This window comes from Hymenobacter mellowenesis (assembly GCF_030581005.1).
Classification (GTDB): domain Bacteria; phylum Bacteroidota; class Bacteroidia; order Cytophagales; family Hymenobacteraceae; genus Hymenobacter; species Hymenobacter mellowenesis.
The window spans coordinates 415,253-431,333 of sequence record NZ_JAUQSX010000001.1; the positions used below are offsets into that span (position 1 = coordinate 415,253).

Genomic DNA, 16,081 nt, shown 5'->3' on the forward strand with positions numbered 1-16,081 from the left:
TTGGGATGCAAGGTAGCGCTGCAAAAACCGTGGCTTGGTTCACGCATTCCCTGCGCTCCTTGTCCCCTGATTAGGGAACAAAGAGCGCAGGGTTGCTACTCCACTACCAAGCGGAGGGTGTGGTTGCCGCCGCGCACCACGTACACGCCCGTGGCCAGCCCGGTGGGCAAGCTCAAGCGGGCCGTGCCATCGGCTTCGGCAGTGGCCTGGGTTACCAGGCGGCCCACGGCGTCGAACACCGCCACGGTGGTGCCGGGCGCCGCGCCCGTGAGCGTGGCCGGGCCGCCGTGCGCCGGGTTGGGGTACAGGGCCAGCGCGGCCGGGCCCACCGTCACGGCGCGCACCAGCGAGTAGCTGGCGGTGCCGTCCAGGTCTACCTGGCGCAGGCGGTAGTAAACGAGGGTCGGCGACTTGGGGGTTTGGCCGTCGCGGAAGGTGTAGTCCGTCAGGCTGGTTTTGCTGCCCTGCGCCGCCACTTCGCCAATGCGGGCAAAGGCTTTGCCATCCAGGCTGCGCTCGATTTCGAAAAGGGCACTGTTTTTCTCGGAGGCCGTGCGCCAGCTCAGCCGGACCGCAGCGCCCTCGGCTTCGGCCGTGAAGGCGGTGAGCTCGACGGGCAGCGGGGTGCTGCTGCCGGTGAGGTAGAACTCGGAGAAATGGTCGGGCACGCTGGCCTCGGCCACGAACCAGGCCACGCCGTTGCCGGGCGTGCTGGCGGTCAGGGACAAGGTGCGGGCTTCGCCAGCGGCGCTGTTGTTGTTGCCGAGTTGGCAGTCCTCGTTGGGGCCGCTGTACTGGGTTGCTTTCAGGGTGGCGTAAGTCACGCTGGCATCGGCGGCCTGCAGGCGAGTAAACTCGCTCACGAGGCCGTAGAAGCGCACGTTGACGCTGCTGCCGGTGAACGTAGAATTGGTGGCCGTCAGGTGCCAGTTGCGGTCGAGGTAAGCGTGGCCGCGGGCGTCCTGGCGCACCGCGCCGGCGGTGCCGGTGGTCAGGAAATCGAGGCTCACGCTGCCCAGAGCGGCGCGGGTGTCCTGCAGGGCGGCTACCACCTGGCCGTTGCTGGCCAGCAGGTAGTGCCAGGCTCCGTCGCCGGTGGTAGCGTAGGGCACAGTGCTCAGGCAACTGGCCACGGCATCGTACACTTTCAGCACGCTGAAAGCCGGGGCGCTGGTGCTGCTGGTGCCGTTGGTGGTCACCACAATGGGGCTGCTGCCCACGGTCGCGCCCGCCGGCACCACGGCCGTGAGCGAAGTAGCCGAAGTGAACGTGACGCTGCTCGCCGCCGTGCCGCCGAAGCTCACCGTGCTGCCGCTCGTAAAGCCCGTGCCGGTGATGACCACCGGCATACCCGGCAATTCAGCCGCGGCGCTGAGGCTGGTGACGGTGGGAGCCGTATTCACTACCGTAAACGTCAGGCCGTTGCTGACGCCGTTGGGCGTGGTCACGGTCACGAGGCCAGTGGTGGCGCCGGCCGGCACGGCCACCGTCAGGCTGGTGGCCGAGTTGGCGGTGATGGTGGTCTGGTCGGTGCCGTTGAAGCTCACGCTGGTGGCCCCGCCCAGGTTGGAGCCCGCGATGGTAACGCTGGTGCCCACCGCGCCGCTGTTAGGCGTGAGGGTGGTAATAGTAGGGCCGGCCGGGGCGTTCACCACCTGCGTGAGCGTGGCCGAGGTGCTGCCCGCCAGGCTGCCCGAGCCGCCGTACACGGCCGTAATCGGGTGGCTGCCCCCCGCCAGCGAACTGGTGCTGAAGGTGGCCACGCCACTGCCGTTGAGGGTGCCCGTACCCAGCGGGGTGCCGTTGTCGCTGAACGTGACGGTGCCCGTGGGGGTGCCCGCCGCGGTCGTCACGGTAGCCGTGAAGGTGACCGTCTGGCCGGTGACGGCCGGGTTCAGGCTGCTGGTGAGCGTGGTGGTGGTGGCGGGCAGGGTCACGGTGAAATTCACGCCGTTGCTGGTGCCGATGGGGGCCGTCACCACCACGTTGCCGGTGCTGGCGCCGGCCGGCACGGTGGTGGTAATCTGGGTATTGCTCACCACCGTGAACGCAGCCGTCGTGCCGTTAAACGTCACGCTGGTGGCCCCGGTGAAGTTGCTGCCGCCGATGGTGACGCTGGTGCCCACCGGCCCGCTGTTGGGCGATAGGGTGCTGATGAGCACCGTCGGCGCGGCGTAGGTGATGCTGAACTGCGGGGCGGCGGTGTTGTCGTTGCCGGCCACGTCCTGGGCCGAGGCGGCGGGCAGGTTCACCGTTACCGCGCCGTCGGCGGCGGGCGTGATGTCTACCGTGTAGGTGCGGCCGCTGCCGCCCAGGTTGCTGGCCGTGCCGTTGGTTACCGTCAAGGCGGCCAGCGTCAGGCCCGTTACGGGCTCCGAGAAGGTGATGGTGAGCGGAATCGGGCTGGTGTTGGTGGGGCTGGTGGCGGTGCTGCTCAGGGCCACGGTGGGCACCACGCCGTCCACGAGCACGCCGGTGGTTGGGGCTACGCTGTTGAGGGTGAAGGTGGCAGATGAGTTGCCGGCGTTGCGGATGGTGCCGGTGCCGGGGTTGATGCTGCCGCCCAGCGCGACGCCGTTATTATCGGTTTCGCCGGCGGCCACCACGTAGCGGAACAGCAGCGTGCGGCTGCCGCTGCCGCTCACGTAGGCCACGTTGCGGGCGGTGCTGCCCACTGTCAGCGTCAGGTAGGGGCTGCCCGTCACGTTCACCACCTGGTCATACAGCACGCTGAAATCGAGGTTCTGCCCCACGCCGTAGGTGTCGTTGGCCGGCACCGCCACGCTGAGCACGGCCGGAGCCGTGGGCAGGAAGTTGCTGGGGCTGAGAACTGTACCGCTGGGCGTGGTCACGCTGATTTTGCCCGCCGTTACGCCCACCGGCACCACGGCCGTGATGCTGGTGGCCGAGTTCACCGTGAAGCTGGCGGCGGCCAGGCCGTTAAAGGCCACGGCCGTGGCGCCCGTGAAGTTGGTACCCGTGATGGTCACGCTGGTGCCCACCGGCCCGTTCGCGGGCGAAAAGTTGGTGATAGTGGGCAGCGGGGCGTAGGTGATGCTGAACTGCGGGGCGGCCACGTTGCCGTTGGTGGCCGCGTCCTGGGCTGAGTTGGCAGCCACGTTCACCGTCACCGCGCCTGCGGCCGTGGGTGTGATGTTGATGGTGTACGTAGTGCCGCTGCCACTCAGCGTGCCCTTGCTGCCGTTGGTCACTGTGATGCCGGCCGTGGTGAAGTTCGTTACCGGCTCTGAGAAGCTGATGGTGACCGGGATGGGCGAGGTAGGCGTGCTGCTGCCCGCCGGGCTCGAAATGGCCACCGTGGGGGCCACGCCATCCACGAGCAGGCCGCTGGTGTCGGCCACGTTGTCGAAGTCGAGGTCGGCGTTCACGCCGCTGCTGTTGCGGATGGTGCCGCCGTTGAGGTCGATGCCGGTGCCGCTCAGCGTCACGCCGTCGGTGTCGAGGTCGCCGGCCACGATGACGTAGCGGAATTGCAGCGTGCTGCTGCCGCTACCGCTGGCGTAGGGCACGTTGCGCACGGTGCTGCCCACCGTCAGGGCCACCGTGGGCGTGCCGCCGGTGGTGACCACCGTCACAGCCTGGCTGAAGGCCACGGAGAACGTCAGCGTCTGTCCGACCCGGTAAGTGCCGTTGCTGGTGGCCGTGACGCCCGTAATGGCCGGCCCCACCACGAAGTTGGTGCTGCTGGTGCCCGTGCCCGCGCCGGTGGTCACCCGGATAAGGCCCGTGGTGTTGCTGGCGCTGACCGTGGCCGTAATCTGGGTGTTCGAGTCCACGGTATAGCTGGCCACGGCTACGTTGTTGATGGTCACGGCCGTGGCGCCGGTGAAGCCGCTGCCGGTAATCGTCACCACCGTGCCCACCGAGCCGTTGGTGGGCGTGAAGCTGGCGATGGACACGGGCGGCGGGTTATAGGTCACGCTCAGCGTGTTCGACGCCGCGTTGGGGTTGCCGGCCGCGTCCTGGGCGGCGCTGGCGTTCACCTGCACCGTCACCGCCCCGCTGGCGGTGGCCGTCACGTTCAGGGTGTAGGTGGTGCCGCTGCCGCTGAGCGTGCCCTTCGTGCCGTTGGTTACCACGATGTTGGCGGCCGTCAGGCCCGTCACCGCCTCCGAGAAGGTGATGGTAATGGGAATCAGGCTGCTGCTGGTGGGGTTGGCCCCGGTGGTCGCCACGGTGGCCGTGGGGGCCACGCCGTCCACGAGCACGCCGGTTAGCGGCGACACGTTGTTGAGTGTGGGCACCACGTCGGTGCCGGTGGCGTTGCGCAGGGTGCCGTTGTTGGGGGCAATGCTGTTGCCCAGCGTCACACCGTCGGTGTCCAGGTCGCCGGCCTGCACGAGGTAGCGGAAGGTGAGCGTATTCGTATTGCTGCCGCTGAGGTAAGTGACGCCGCGGGGGGTGCTGCCTACTGTCATGAGGATGACGGGCGTGCCGCCGGCCGTGCTCACCGTCACGGGCTGGTCGAAGCTTACTAAGAAGGTCACGAACTGACCAATGCGGTAGGTGCCGTTGGCCGGCGCGGCCACGCTGGTGACTACCGGCGCGGGCGGCGTCACGGTAAAGGTTGAGGTGTTGGAACTGCCGCTGGGCGTGGTCACCACGACGTCGGTGGCGCCGAGGGCTACCCCGGCCGGCACGTTCACCGTCAGGCTGGTGCCCGTATTTCCGGTGATGGTAGTTTGCGCCACCCCGTCGAAGCTGACGCTGGTGGTCCCGGCCAGGTTGCTGCCGCTGATGGTGACGCTGGTGCCCACCGGCCCGCTGGTGGGCGAGAGGCTGGTGATGGCCGGGGCCGGCGGCGCGTTCACCACCTGCGTGAGCACGGCGCTGGTGCTGGCGGCCAGGCCCGTAGTGCCGCCATACACGGCCGTAATCGAGTGGCTGCCCTGCGACAACGCGCTGGTATTGAACGTGGCCGTGCTCCCGCTGATGGTGCCGGTGCCCAGCGTGGTGCTGCCGTCCTTAAAGGTGACCGTGCCCGCTACGGTGCCCGCGCCGGGCGAAGTCACCGCCACCGTGGCCGTGAAGGTCACGCTCTGCCCGAAGGTCGAGGGGTTGGCGCTGCTGCTGAGCGTAGTGCTGGTGGCGGCGTTGTTGACCACCTGCGTGAGCGTGTTGCTGGTGCTGGCTCCGTAGTTGGTAGTGGCCGCGTAGGTGGCCACGATGGCGTGGCTGCCCACGCTCAGCGTGCTGATGAGCAGCGAGGCGTTGCCGCTGGCCGCTACCGCCACCGTACCCAGCGTGGTAGCGCCTTCCTTGAACGTCACCGTACCCGTGGCAATGCCCGAGCCGGGCGCCACGGTGCTCACCGAGGCGTTCAGGTAAATGCCCTGCCCGAACACCGACGGATTGGCGCTGCTGGTGAGCGTGGTAGTGGTGCCGGCCGCGTTTACCACTTGGCTCAGGTTACCCGAGGTGCTGGCGCTGAAGCCCGTCGCCGCGCCATACACCGCCGAAATGGTGTGCGTAGCTACGCTCAGGGTGCTGGTGCTGAAAGTCGCCACCCCGCTGCCGTTCAGCGTGCCCGTGCCGATGGTCGTAGCGCCGTCCTTAAAAGTGACGGTGCCCGTGGGCGTGGCGCTGCCGTTGGTGTTCGTCACCGTGGCCGTGAAGGTCACGCTCTGCCCGAATACCGATGGGTTGGCGCTGCTCGTCAGCGTGGTGCTGGTGGTGGCCGCCGTGACGGTGAAGGTGCCGTTGTTGTTGCTCACGCCGTAGGGCGTGGTCACCGTGAAGGGGCCGGTGGTGGTGCCCGCCGCCACCACGGCCGTAATCTGGCTGCCGGAGTTCACCACGTAGCTGCTGGCCGCCGTGCCGTTGAAGCTCACGGCCGTAGCCCCCGTGAAGTTGCTGCCCGCCACCACCACGCTGGTGCCCACCGGCCCGCTGCTGGGCGTGAGGCTGCTCACCACCGGCGCAGGCACCGTCAGGGTAATGGTTTTGGTGACGGTGTTGCTGTTGGTCGTCCCGTCATTCACCCGGAAGCTCACCACCCGGCTGGTGCCGGTGGGCGGGGTGCTGGTATTGTTGTAGGTGATGGCCCGCAGGGCGGCCTGCCACTGCGCCACCGTGGCCGTGGCCCCGCTGCTGGTCAGCGTCAGCACGCCCGTGCCGCTGGCGTAGCTGCCCGCGATGTTGCCAAACGTGGCGCTGCTGGTGTTGCTGAAGGCCAGCACGTCCTGCCCGCTCACGAAGCCGGTGGTCACGCTCACCGTGCCCGAGGCCAGCGTGGTGTTGTCGCTGTCGCTGGCCGTCAGGCCGCCATCCACCGCCACCGCGCCGCTGCCCGCCGTGAAGGCCGTGCTGCCGCTGCTGGCTACCAGCACCGGCGCGTCGTTCACGGCCGTCACGTTGATGGTCACCGTCTTGCTGTCCGACTTGGCCCCGCCGCTGCCGGTGTTGCCCAGGTCGTTGGCCTGCACCTGCAGGGCCGCTGCCCCGCTGTAGCCGGTATTGGGGTAGAAGGCCATGTTGTTGAGCGCCGCGTTGATGCTGCTGAGCGTGCCCCGGAAGGTCATGCTCGCGTCGGCCGTGCCGTCGCCGGCCGTGAAGGTCAGGCCCGAAAAAGAACTCAGCGAAACGGCGCCCTGGGTAGCCCCCAGGTAGATTTCCAGCTGCCCGCTGCCCGCGTCCACGTCGCTCACGGTGATGGCGTTGCCGGCCCCGCTGCTGAAGGCGAGGTGTGTGTCCTCGGGTGTCGACTGGGTGCCCGGCACCGTCACTACCGGCGCGTCGTTCACGGCCGTCACGGTCACCGTCACGGTGCCGGTGTCGGTGCCGCCGTCGCCGTCCGAAATGTTGTAGGTGAAGCTGGTGGTGCCGTTGAAGTTGAGCGTCGGCGTGAAGCTGACGCCGGTGCCGGTAAACGTCACCGAGCCATTGGCCGGCTGCGTCACGCCCGTAATCCTCAGGGTGGTGCCAGCGTCGGGGTCGGTGTCGTTGCCCAGCACGCTGAAGGCATTGGCCCCGCTGTCCTCAGCCACGGTGTAGCTGTCGTCGCCGGCTACGGGCGGGTTGTTGCCGGTGGTGAAGGTTTGCACCGCCCCGTAGGCCGTGCCCGCGCCGTTGGTGGCGTAGGCCCGCACCGAGTACAGCGTATTGCCCGCCAGTCCGCTCACCGTGCCCGAAAAGCTGCCGGTGCTGGTGCCCGTCAGCGCCTTGGTGTCGCTGGTGGTGGGCGTGCCGTTGCCGGCCACGTACACCACGCCGCGCTCGGTCAGGGCCGTGCCCGACGTCACGCTGCCACCCAGCACAGCGCTGCTAGCTGTCACGGTGGTGGGCGTGGCCGTGGTCACGGTGGCCAGCGTCGTCACCGTGAAGCTGCCGGTGCTGGTGCCCGTGCCGTCGGCATTCTGCACCGAGATGGTACCCGTGGTGGCCCCGGCCGGCACGGTGGCCGTTAGCTGCGAGTTGCTGTTCACCGTCACGGTGGTGGCCGTGGTGCCGTTGAAGCGCACCGTTACCGCCCCCGCGCTGGTGAAGTTGCTGCCGGTGATGACGATGCCGCTCGTGCCCACCGTCCCGCTGGTGGGCGTGAAGCTCGTGACCGTCGGCACTTCGGCCACATCGGTCACGCTGATGGTGAAGGTTTTCTCAAAAAATAGCCCGCCCGCGTCGGTGCTGCGGATTTTGACGCTGTAGCTGCTTTTCGTCTCAAAGTCAAACGACCCGTTGGTCGTCAGGGCGGTGCCTGAGATGTTGAACGAACCGTTGTCGGCCCCGCCCACGGCGAAGGTGTAGGTAAAGGTGCCGCCCTGCGCGTCGGTGGTGCTGAAGCTGCCCACCGTGGTGTTCAGCGGCTGGTTTTCGGCCACGCTGGCGTTGCTCAGGCTGATGTCGGTGGGCGCGGTGTTGCTCCCCACCGTAAAGCTGCCGCTGCTGCTGGCCGAGCCGCCGGGCGTGGTCACGCCGATGGGGCCGGTGCCGCTGCCGCTGCCCACCGTGAAGGTGAAGCTAGTGGCCGTGGGCGTGCCCGTGATGGTGCCCGCCGTACCGTTCACCGTCACCGCCGAGGCCCCGCCCAGGTTAGTGCCCGTCACCGTCACGGTAGTGCCCACCGGCCCGCTCGTGGGCGTGAAGCTCGTGATGGTGGGCGCCGGCACAGTGCCCGCCTGCTCATAGCGCGAGATGGTGCCGTCGCTCCGGCCCACCAGCAAGTCCAGCAGGCCGTCGCCGTCGATGTCCGTCACACAGGGCTTGGCGTTGTTGCCCGCCGAAATACTATTGAAATTGCTCGATAGCTGGCTGACAGTGAAGCTACCGACCGCGTTCTGCTCGTAGCGGTAGATGGCGCCCGTGCTCACGCCCATCAGAATGTCGATGCGCCCGTTGCCGTCCAAGTCCACGCAAAACGGCGCCGCGTTGCCACTCAGCTGCAGCTGGTTGAAGTTGGTATCAACGCGGTCAAATACGTCAGTGTTTATATTACCAAGTCTCTGCTCAGAATGGCTGGTAATGCCGTCGCCCTTGCCCACCAGCAGCTCCAGGTAGCCGTCGCCGTCGAGGTCGGTCATGCTGGTAGCCGTATTGCTGGGGGTCGAGATGCCCGACAGGTTATCCTGCACAAAGCCGAAGGTGGCCGCCCCCACGCTCGTCTGCTCGTACTCGCTCACCGTGCCGTCGCCGCGCCCCAGCACCAGGTTGTAGCGCCCGTTGCCCTCCAGGTCCACGATGGCCACCGTGGCCTGTATACCCATGTCGATGGTGGCCGAGCCCGTGTTCAGCAAACCCAAGAAGCTAAAGACCGAGCCGTTGACGGCAGTTTGCTCGTAGCGGCCGATGGTGCCGTCGAGCTCCCCCACCAGCAGGTCGAGGCGGCCGTCGCCGTCAAGGTCGGCCACCGCCGGCGCGACGTTGCCGCCGCTCACCCCGGCAAAGTTGTTGGCTACCAGCGAGTAGCTCACGCTACTACCCCGCGTCACCGCAAAGGCCGACGCCGACAACCCGTAGCCGGCGCTGGTCGTCACGTTGATGAGTTGCGTGGAGGCCGCGCGCGGCACGGTGGCCGTAATCTGGGTAGCCGAATTGACGGTGAACACCGCCGACAGCTCGCCGAAGCGCACGCTGGTAGCGCCCGTGAAGCCGCTGCCCGTGATGACAACACTGCTGCCCGAGGCCCCGCTCGTGGGCGAGAAGCCGGTGACACTGGGCTGGGCCCAGGCCGCCGCGCTAGTCAGCAGCAGCAGTAACAAAAGCAGCACGGCCGGCAGCCGTTGGGGCAAAGAAGGAGTAGGAGTTTGCATAAGGCAGGGCGTAGCGTTTTGGCTCCCGCAAAACTCCGCCCCGCCACCCCGCTGCCCCGCACCGGCCTTGTACCCTAATCAGGGGACAGCGCCGCCGCGCCAAACCCACCGGCCGGCCGCACCTTTGCTGCCCCTTATGCCTGTTTCCGCCCATCCCATCTTTCCCGTCGCCCTGGCCATCGTCGAAGACGATGCCCGCGTGCGCGAGCTGCTCCGCGAGTACCTCTGCCATCAGCCCGAGTTCAGCTGCCCCATCGTGGTGGGCTCCGTCGAAGAATTATGGGAGGAATTGGAGCTGAGCCTCGTGCCGCGCGTCATCCTGCTCGACGTGAGCCTGCCCGGCCAGACCGGCCTGCAGGCCCTGCCCGAGCTGCGCAAGCGCCTGCCCGGCACCGACGTCATCCTGCAAACCATGCACGACGACCCCGACCGCATCTACCAGGCGCTACGGGCCGGGGCCACGGGCTACGTCATCAAAAACGCCACCAGCCTGCCCCAGTACAAGCAAGCCATTCTCGATGTGCTGGCTGGCGGCGCGGCCCTCTCGCCCTCGGTGGCCCGCAAGGCGCTGCTCCACTTCCAGCCCGCCCCCAGCCAGCAGCCCGAGCTGCTCTCGGCCCGCGAGCAGGAGGTGATGCAGCTGCTGGTGGATGGCCTCAGCGAGAAGCAGGTAGCCGCCCGCCTCACCCTCTCGCCCGAAACCGTGCATACCTACGTCAAGCGCCTCTACGGCAAGCTCCAAGTACGCTCGCGCGGCGAGCTGCTGGCCCGCGCCGCTAAGGGAGATTTGTAGAAAGGCCATCCGGCCTACACCAGCACGCGCAGGCGCACCTGCCAGCCGCCGGGCACGGGGCCGGCGGCCAGCTCGGCGCGGAGCAGGTCGGCGCGCTGGCGCAGGTTGCGCAGGCCCTGGCCGGCGCGGGAGCTGGGCAGGGTTGCATCAACTTCGTTGGTCACCGTCAACTCCAGCAGCGCGGTCAGGCGCAGGCCTACCACGATGAGGCTGCCGGGCGGCGAGTACTTGAGAGCGTTGGTGAGGGCTTCCTGGTAAATGCGGTAGGTGTGCTGGCGCACGGCCGGGGGCAGGGCCCGGGTGCCGTCGGCCGGCAAGCCGTCGCCGTCGAACTCCACGTCGCGGCCGGTGGCGCGGGCCGTGGCAGCCACGTGGTCGCGAATGCGGTCGACGAGGGCGGCCAGGGTGTCGGCCTCCGCGTCCACGCTCCAGATGATGTCGCGCACGGTGCTGGCGGCGGCGCGGCTGTCTTCGGCTAGGGCCGTGAGGCGGAGGGCGGGGCCCTGTTCCAGCTCGCGCAGCAGCTCGGCCTGCATGGTCACGCGGGTGAGCAAGGTGCCCACCTCGTCGTGCAGGTCGGCGGCGAGGCGGGCGCGCAGGGCATTTTCGCGGCGCAGCTGGCGCAGGCGGCCCCGCTGCCAGCCATACACGGCGGCGCTGGCGGCCAGCGCGGCCAGCACCCAGGTCACGGGGCGGTTCCACCAGGGCGTGCTCACCGTCAGGGGCAGGCGCAGGATGTTGGCGGCCGCCACGCCCTGGCTTGTGGCGGCTTTTATCTCCACGGTGTACTGGCCCGGCGGCAGCCCCTGCAGGCGCAGGCGGGGCGTGGTGCCCAGGCCCAGCCAGCGGTCGGCCAGCCAGCCGCGCACCCGGTAGGCGAAGCGGGCCCGGCGGCCGTCGGCGCTGTTGGCCAGAGCCAGGTGCAGGTCGATGAGCGGCTGCTCGGGGGCCAGGCGCAGGGCGGGCGGCGCGTCAGTGCCCAGCAGGTAGCGCGTGCGGCTGGCCTCGGCCGAGGCGCTGAGGGCCGTGAGGGCCGTGAGCAGCAGGCGGGGCCGGGCGGCGGGCGGCGCGGGCACCTGGCCGGGCACAATGCGGTGCAGCCCGGCCACCCCGCCCAGCAGCAGCGAGCCGTCGCGCGGGTCTAAGCAGGCCGCGTTGGCGTTGAACTCGTCTGACACCAGCCCATGGGCCGTGGTGAATACCAGCAGCTGCCCCGTGGCCGGCTGGTAGCGCACCAGCCCCTGGTAAGTGCCCAGCCACAGAAAGCCCCCCGGCCCTGGTAATATGCTGGCCACCGAGGCACTAGGCAGCCCCTGGCTCGGCGTCAGGGCGGCCCGGATGCGGCCATCGGCCTCCACCACCGCCAGCCCGTGGGTGCGCGTGCCCACCCACAGGCGGCCATCGGGGGCCAGGTAGAGGCAGCGGGCGCCCTCCACGGCCGCCCGGCGCGGCACGGGCGCGGCGGGGCCGTACACTTCCCGTGCCCCGGTGGCCAGCGTGAGGTGCTCCACGCCTTCGGGCGTGGCCAGCCACAGGTGCCCCCGCCCATCGGGCCGGATGTCCTCGATAACTCGCCCGGCCAGCGGCGGCCGGCCCGTCGGCGCGTAGGGCCGGTAGGCCTGGGCAGCGGGGTCGTAATAATAAAGACCCTGCTGGGTGCCGGCCCACACCCGCCCGCTGGCGCTGTCAAGCACCAGGGTGCGCAGGCCGATGTCGGTGGCGGTTTGGCCGGCCACGGGCAGTTTCTGAAACCGGCCCGTGCGGGGGTTGAAGCGCAGGAAAGGGAAGGCCCCCGCCGCCAGCCAGTCGCTGCCCGGCCCGCGCGGGCCGGGCAGCACGGCCAGCAGCACGGGTGCGTTGCCGGTGGGCAGCATGGCGGCCGCCCAGCGTCGTAGCGGGGCCAGCGGCGAGTCGGCGGCCTGGGTGAGCAGACCGGTTTCGTAGCTGCTCACCAGCAGGCGGCCGTCGGGCAGGCGCACGCTGGCCCGCACGCTGTAGGGCCGCCCGCCCGGCCCCGCCAGCGCCCGGATGAACACCGGCGCGGCCTCGCGCTGCCAGCACCCGCGCGTGCCCGTGTCGAACACCCACCAGTGGCCGGCGTGGTCGGCCCAGAGGCGGCCGCTCCAGTTGGCCGTGGGCCAGGGCGGCAGGGCCAGGGCGAAGCGCACGCGGGGGCGCGGGGCGGGGCCGGGCGTCCAGGCCAGCTGGCGCACCGCCCCCTGGCTGAGCAGGGTGGGCGCGCCGGCTGTGGGCACCACTTCCACGGGCTGCCCGGTGCCGGGCTGCTCCCAGCGCAGCACCTCCTCCAGCCGCCCGCCGGCCCCGGCCCGGTACGCCGCCTGGTCGCTGAGCAGCCAGGGGTGGCCGGCGGGGTCGAGCACCGGCCGGAGCGTGCGGCCGGTGTGGGCCCAGGCCCCCAGCACCCGGCCCGTAGCGGCCAGGTGCCGGGTGCCATCGCCGCTGAGCCAGAGGCTGCCATCGGGGGCGGGCAGCACGCTGCTGAGGCCGGGCATGCCGGGCAGCACCGGGCCGGTGGGCTGCCCGGCCAGCGTGTAGGACTGCACGGCGGTGCCGCCCTGGCCCACCCACACCCGGCGGCCGTCGGCAGCCAGCGCCAGGGCCGGCACCGCTTGGCTGCCGCTGGCGGGAAGCGGAAGCCGCCTAAGTGTGCCGGTGGGCGAAAAGTGGTAGAGGCCGTTGTCGGTGCCCAGCCAGAGGCAGCCGTCGGGAGTGGCCAGCAGGGCATTGCAGGGCACCGGGGGCAGGGCCGGGCCGCCGCGCCGCAGGGCGTTGAGAGGTATGGCCTGGCTGCCGTCGAAGCGGTACACGCCTTCGTCGGTGCCGGCCCAGAGCATGCCGTCGGGCGTCTGGGCCAGGCGGCGCAGCATCAGGCGGCCCAGGGCGGGCTCGGCCTGCCAGCCGGCAGCGGGCATGGTTTGGGCTGCGGCCCAGCCCGGCAGCAGCAGCGCCAATATCCCCAGCAGTAAGCGCCACAGTCTCATTGCAGCAAAGTACGGTCAGAAAGCAGGATGCGGATTTCAATTTTCTTTCAATAGCAAGGCGGTCTGGCTAAGCCGGACACAACTGGGACTTGGTTTGGAGTTGAGTTTCGAAGCGGCTGAGGGCAAGATAGCCGGGTGAAGAATACTGCCGCTCCGCGTTGTAACAGGCGATGGGGCGGCTGATTTCGAGCCTGGCCTCGGCGAGGACGGGGAAGTAGCCGCCGTCGGGTAGCTCGGCTTTGAATCGGTTCCGGAAAGATTCGGCGTGGGCATTATCGTAGCCGTTGCCGCGCCGGCTTCTGCTTGCAGTGCCCCGTGTTTTCTGGCAATCAGGCCTTTGAAGCGGATGGCCGTGTACTGGTGGCCCGAGTTGGAGCAGAGTCGTGTAACACAAGCAACGTGCTCTTTGATAGCATTGCTGTTGTTGCGCCAAGTTTCCAACTCACTTTCTTGGTTCAACGTTAGGCAGGGATGAGTTTATTCTCCTTTCTGGCCGCGCTGCTCACCTTGGCGGGCCTGTTTTCTTACCTGAATGCCCGCTTTTTGCGTCAGCCGGCGGGTATTATGTTTTTATTGCTGGGTGTAGTGGCCGCGATGGGGGTGCTGGCCGTGGGCCAGGTGGTGCCGGGCTTCGCGGCGCAAGTGAAGGCCACACTGGTGCAGTTCGATTTCACCGAGTTTCTGATGGGCTCGGTGCTGAGCTTTTTGCTCTTTGCCGGCTCGCTGCACGTGCGGGCAGAAGCGCTAAAAGCCGTCTGGCGCAGCATCGCGGCGTATTCCACGCTGGGCGTGCTGCTGGCCACGGGCCTGGTGGGGCTGGGCACTTACTGCCTGCTGCACTTGGCGGGCGCGCCACTGGCGCTGCTGCCGTGCCTGCTGTTTGGGGCCCTCATCGCGCCCACCGACCCCATTGCCGTGCTCGGTATTCTGAAAACCACCGACCTCGACCCCAAGATTGAAACCAACCTGGCCGGCGAGTCGCTGTTCAACGACGGTTTTGGGGTGGTCGTGTTCGTGACACTGCTCGAAATTGCCACGCCCGGCAGCGCGCCCACGGCGGGCTCGGTGGGGCTGCTGCTCTTGCAGGAAGCCGGGGGCGGGCTGCTGGCTGGCGCGGCGCTAGGCTACTTGGGCTACCGGCTAATTAAAACCATCGACCACTTCCAGACCGAGGTAATTCTGACGCTGGCCCTGGTGATGGGCGGTTACGCGCTGTGCCACGCTCTGCACGTGTCGGGGCCGCTGGCCATGGTGGTGGCGGGCCTTATCATCGGCAACGTGAGCCGCAGCGAGGCCGTGTCGGACACCACGCGCGACTACCTGGAGAAGTTCTGGGAGGCGCTGGACGAGGTGTTGAATGCCGTGCTCTTCGTGCTCATGGGGCTGGAGCTGGTGGTGGTGGGGTTCAGCCCGTTCTACCTCGGCCTGGGGCTGGCGGCAGCGGTGCTGGCGCTGCTGGTGCGCTACGTAGCGCTGGCCGTGCCCACACGCTTGCTGGGGCTCTCCAAGCAGCTGCCGGCCCGCACGCTGGCCATTCTGAGCTGGGGCGGACTGCGGGGCGGCATCTCACTGGCCCTGGCGCTGGGTTTGCCCCCGGCGCTGCACCCGGAGGTATTTGTGCCCATGACGTTTGCCGTGGTGCTGTTTTCGGCCGTGGTGCAGGGGCTTACGTTAAAGCAACTGCTGAGCTGGCTGAACCGGGGATAGATACCCCGGTTTCAGGCTTCTCATTTTTATGTACTAACCCATTTCTTGTGCTTCCCACCCAACTCTATTTTTCCAACGCCGTGGGCTCGGTGCTCTTCGTGCCCGAGTCTTTCGCCTACCTGCATTTTTCGGGCGAGCCGATGAGCAGCCCCGAGTTGCGGGCCCTGTACGTGCACGCCGCCAACCTGCTCAGCCGCCACGCGCTGCCCGGCATTCTGGCCGACCACCGCGCCATGCCCTCGGCCTTTGCGGCCCCCGACCGCGAGTGGCTCCTGACCGAATGGCTACCCCAGGCCGTGCCGCCGCCGCCGCCCATCATTCGCTACGCCGTGCTGCCCAGCTCCAGCCAAGCCCGCCGCCTGCACACCGAAGAAGTGTTGCGCGACCTGGAGCACTACCTGGTGGTGCGCGTGTTTGATGACCTGGAAAAAGCCGCCAACTGGCTGAAAACCGAAAGCGCCGCTGCGCCGGCTGCCGGGCCTGCTGCTTAGTTCACTATCCGTTATTCTTCAGTATTTTACGACCGTCGCGCACACGCATTGGACCCAGTTTTTGTACGTATTGCCCCAGCTGCTGCGGGCCGCCGCCGCGATGGCCAGCGTATGGCTGGCATCGGGCCGGCGGCGCGACAGCATTTGCGCAGCGTGCTGGAGCTGCGCAGCCGGACGATGATGCGGGTGAAAACACGCTTATGGCTGCCACCGAAATAAGCCTGCCGGCCGACATCACCGAAATTCAGTTTCCCAAAGAGCTGCCCGCGCTGCGCGTGGCCCTGCAAGATGCGGCGCCGACATCGGCCACTGAAGCCTCCCAACCCTATTTTTTGCCGATGATTTTCCCGCTGCTCCGCTAGTTGAACGCCCGCTTCGACTTGAGGCCAACTCAGTTTGCCCGCGGCCTACTCGCCCGACGGCAGTTGCAGCTGAAAGTGGAGCTGGAGCAGCGTTTCGATTTTCTCGCGGTTGAGCGGCTTGCTGATGAGGCCGGCGATGGGCAGGTCGTTCAGGCGGGCCAGGTCCCGGGCATCCATGGAGGTGGTGAGCATGACGATGACCGTGGCGTCCTGCTGGGCCTGGGGCAGGCGCTGGTAGGCATTCAGGAACTCGATGCCGCCCATGCCGGGCATGTTCACGTCGAGCATGAGCAGGGTCGGCTCGTAGGGCGGGTCCTGGGTGAGCAGCTGCAGGGCCTCTTCGCCGGTATAGGCGGTGCGGACGTGGTCGGTGACGTTGAGCTTTTTGAAGAGCAGCTCGTTGAGGAAATTGGTGGTATCGTCGTCGTCGACGAGCAGGATATGCGGAAGCTTATTCATT

At 68.3% G+C, this 16,081-nt stretch carries 8 protein-coding genes; 4 read left to right on the forward strand and 4 right to left on the reverse strand.

Features of this window, described 5'->3' with window-relative positions:
• Window positions 1-95: 95 nt before the first annotated feature.
• Window positions 96-9,266, reverse strand: a complete 9,171-nt coding sequence (locus Q5H92_RS01805) for an Ig-like domain repeat protein (protein ID WP_305009751.1) — start codon at window positions 9,264-9,266, stop codon at window positions 96-98.
• A 136-nt stretch (window positions 9,267-9,402) separates the two neighbouring features.
• Between Q5H92_RS01805 and Q5H92_RS01810 the strand changes: the two genes are divergently transcribed.
• Window positions 9,403-10,059 carry a response regulator transcription factor gene (locus Q5H92_RS01810; RefSeq protein WP_305009753.1) on the forward strand — a complete coding sequence of 219 codons (657 nt, stop codon included), beginning with the start codon at window positions 9,403-9,405 and terminating at the stop codon, window positions 10,057-10,059.
• Between the two features lie 14 nt (window positions 10,060-10,073).
• Here Q5H92_RS01810 and Q5H92_RS01815 read toward each other — a convergent pair whose 3' ends face one another.
• Together Q5H92_RS01815 and Q5H92_RS26600 are read right to left on the reverse strand one after the other, a co-directional pair.
• Window positions 10,074-13,061, reverse strand: a complete 2,988-nt coding sequence (locus Q5H92_RS01815; RefSeq protein ID WP_305009754.1) for a sensor histidine kinase — start codon at window positions 13,059-13,061, stop codon at window positions 10,074-10,076.
• A 67-nt stretch (window positions 13,062-13,128) separates the two neighbouring features.
• On the reverse strand, window positions 13,129-13,494 hold the full coding sequence (locus Q5H92_RS26600; protein ID WP_369811105.1) for an integrase core domain-containing protein: 366 nt from the start codon (window positions 13,492-13,494) through the stop codon (window positions 13,129-13,131).
• A gap of 38 nt (window positions 13,495-13,532) precedes the next feature.
• Here Q5H92_RS26600 and Q5H92_RS01820 point away from each other — a divergent pair, with 38 nt between their 5' ends.
• From Q5H92_RS01820 to Q5H92_RS01830, 3 genes are all read left to right on the forward strand, one after another.
• Window positions 13,533-14,768: a cation:proton antiporter gene (locus Q5H92_RS01820; RefSeq protein WP_305009755.1), complete on the forward strand. Its 1,236-nt coding sequence runs from the start codon at window positions 13,533-13,535 to the stop codon at window positions 14,766-14,768.
• Between the two features lie 47 nt (window positions 14,769-14,815).
• On the forward strand, window positions 14,816-15,259 hold the full coding sequence (locus Q5H92_RS01825) for a hypothetical protein (RefSeq protein ID WP_305009756.1): 444 nt from the start codon (window positions 14,816-14,818) through the stop codon (window positions 15,257-15,259).
• 200 nt (window positions 15,260-15,459) lie between these two features.
• Window positions 15,460-15,621, forward strand: a complete 162-nt coding sequence (locus Q5H92_RS01830) for a hypothetical protein (protein ID WP_305009757.1) — start codon at window positions 15,460-15,462, stop codon at window positions 15,619-15,621.
• A gap of 45 nt (window positions 15,622-15,666) precedes the next feature.
• Here Q5H92_RS01830 and Q5H92_RS01835 read toward each other — a convergent pair whose 3' ends face one another.
• A complete protein-coding gene (locus Q5H92_RS01835; protein WP_305009758.1) occupies window positions 15,667-16,080 on the reverse strand; it encodes a response regulator in 414 nt (137 codons plus the stop codon).
• Window position 16,081 lies beyond the last annotated feature (1 nt).

Bases quoted from the DNA above. Each gene is read 5' to 3' on its own strand.
- Q5H92_RS01835 (WP_305009758.1), bottom strand. From the start codon at position 16,080: ATGAATAAGCTTCCGCATATCCTGCTCGTCGACGACGACGATACCACC.
- Q5H92_RS01830 (WP_305009757.1), top strand. From the start codon at position 15,460: ATGGCTGCCACCGAAATAAGCCTGCCGGCCGACATCACCGAAATTCAG.
- Q5H92_RS01820 (WP_305009755.1), top strand. From the start codon at position 13,533: ATGAGTTTATTCTCCTTTCTGGCCGCGCTGCTCACCTTGGCGGGCCTG.
- Q5H92_RS01815 (WP_305009754.1), bottom strand. From the start codon at position 13,061: ATGAGACTGTGGCGCTTACTGCTGGGGATATTGGCGCTGCTGCTGCCG.
- Q5H92_RS01805 (WP_305009751.1), bottom strand. From the start codon at position 9,266: ATGCAAACTCCTACTCCTTCTTTGCCCCAACGGCTGCCGGCCGTGCTG.
- Q5H92_RS01810 (WP_305009753.1), top strand. From the start codon at position 9,403: ATGCCTGTTTCCGCCCATCCCATCTTTCCCGTCGCCCTGGCCATCGTC.